This is a genomic window from Synechococcus sp. R8-2, from assembly GCF_047461715.1.
GTDB lineage: Bacteria > Cyanobacteriota > Cyanobacteriia > Thermostichales > Thermostichaceae > Thermostichus.
In genome coordinates this window covers 1-576 of the sequence record NZ_JANSHQ010000700.1, presented here as the reverse complement: position 1 = coordinate 576, position 576 = coordinate 1, and the positions used below count along the sequence as shown (strand labels likewise).

Below are 576 nucleotides of genomic sequence, written 5' to 3'. Positions count from 1 at the left end.
TGCCCAGGAGAGCCCCCCCAGGTGGTTGCCCTGAAGGGATCCGACATTCTCGGTCGCAGCCAGACGGTGGCCACCATTCGCATCCCTGCCCCCGCGGTGAGCCATCTCCACGCCCACATCCGTCCCCGCCCGGATTGGCGCCTGCCCGGTCTGGGTTGGCGGATCCCGTTGCCCCCTATTCTCTACTGGCTGGGGTGGAATGCCGGTCGCTACCAGCTAGAAGATCAAGACTCGACCAACGGCGTTTTCCGCCTCAAACCCTTCGGTGGTGTCGAGCGGGTGCGCCGGGTGATCTTGCGGCATGGCCAGCAACTGAGCCTTGGCCCGCCCCGGGATCCGGAGAGCGTCTGGATTCAAGTGCTGGATCCACCCCCACCACAGGTGTATGGGGTGCGCGGCTGCCTCATCCTGATGGTGGTCTTGGGGCTGGGGGCGAGGATTTGGATCGGCCATGAGTGGAGCAAGTTCTCAGTGGAGCCACCCCTCTCCGCAGATCGCAACCCCCTGATCGTCCTGGCCGGGGATCAGCAGACGGAGCTGCGCCGCCATCAGGGGGACACCTACCGGGAGCTGCCC

Annotated in this window: 1 protein-coding gene; it reads left to right on the top strand. The window is 66.0% G+C overall.

Going from position 1 to position 576, the window contains the following annotated elements; all coding sequences use genetic code 11:
* On the top strand, nucleotides 1-576 hold a 576-nt coding region (locus NW819_RS14010), incomplete at both ends, for an FHA domain-containing protein (protein WP_414414123.1).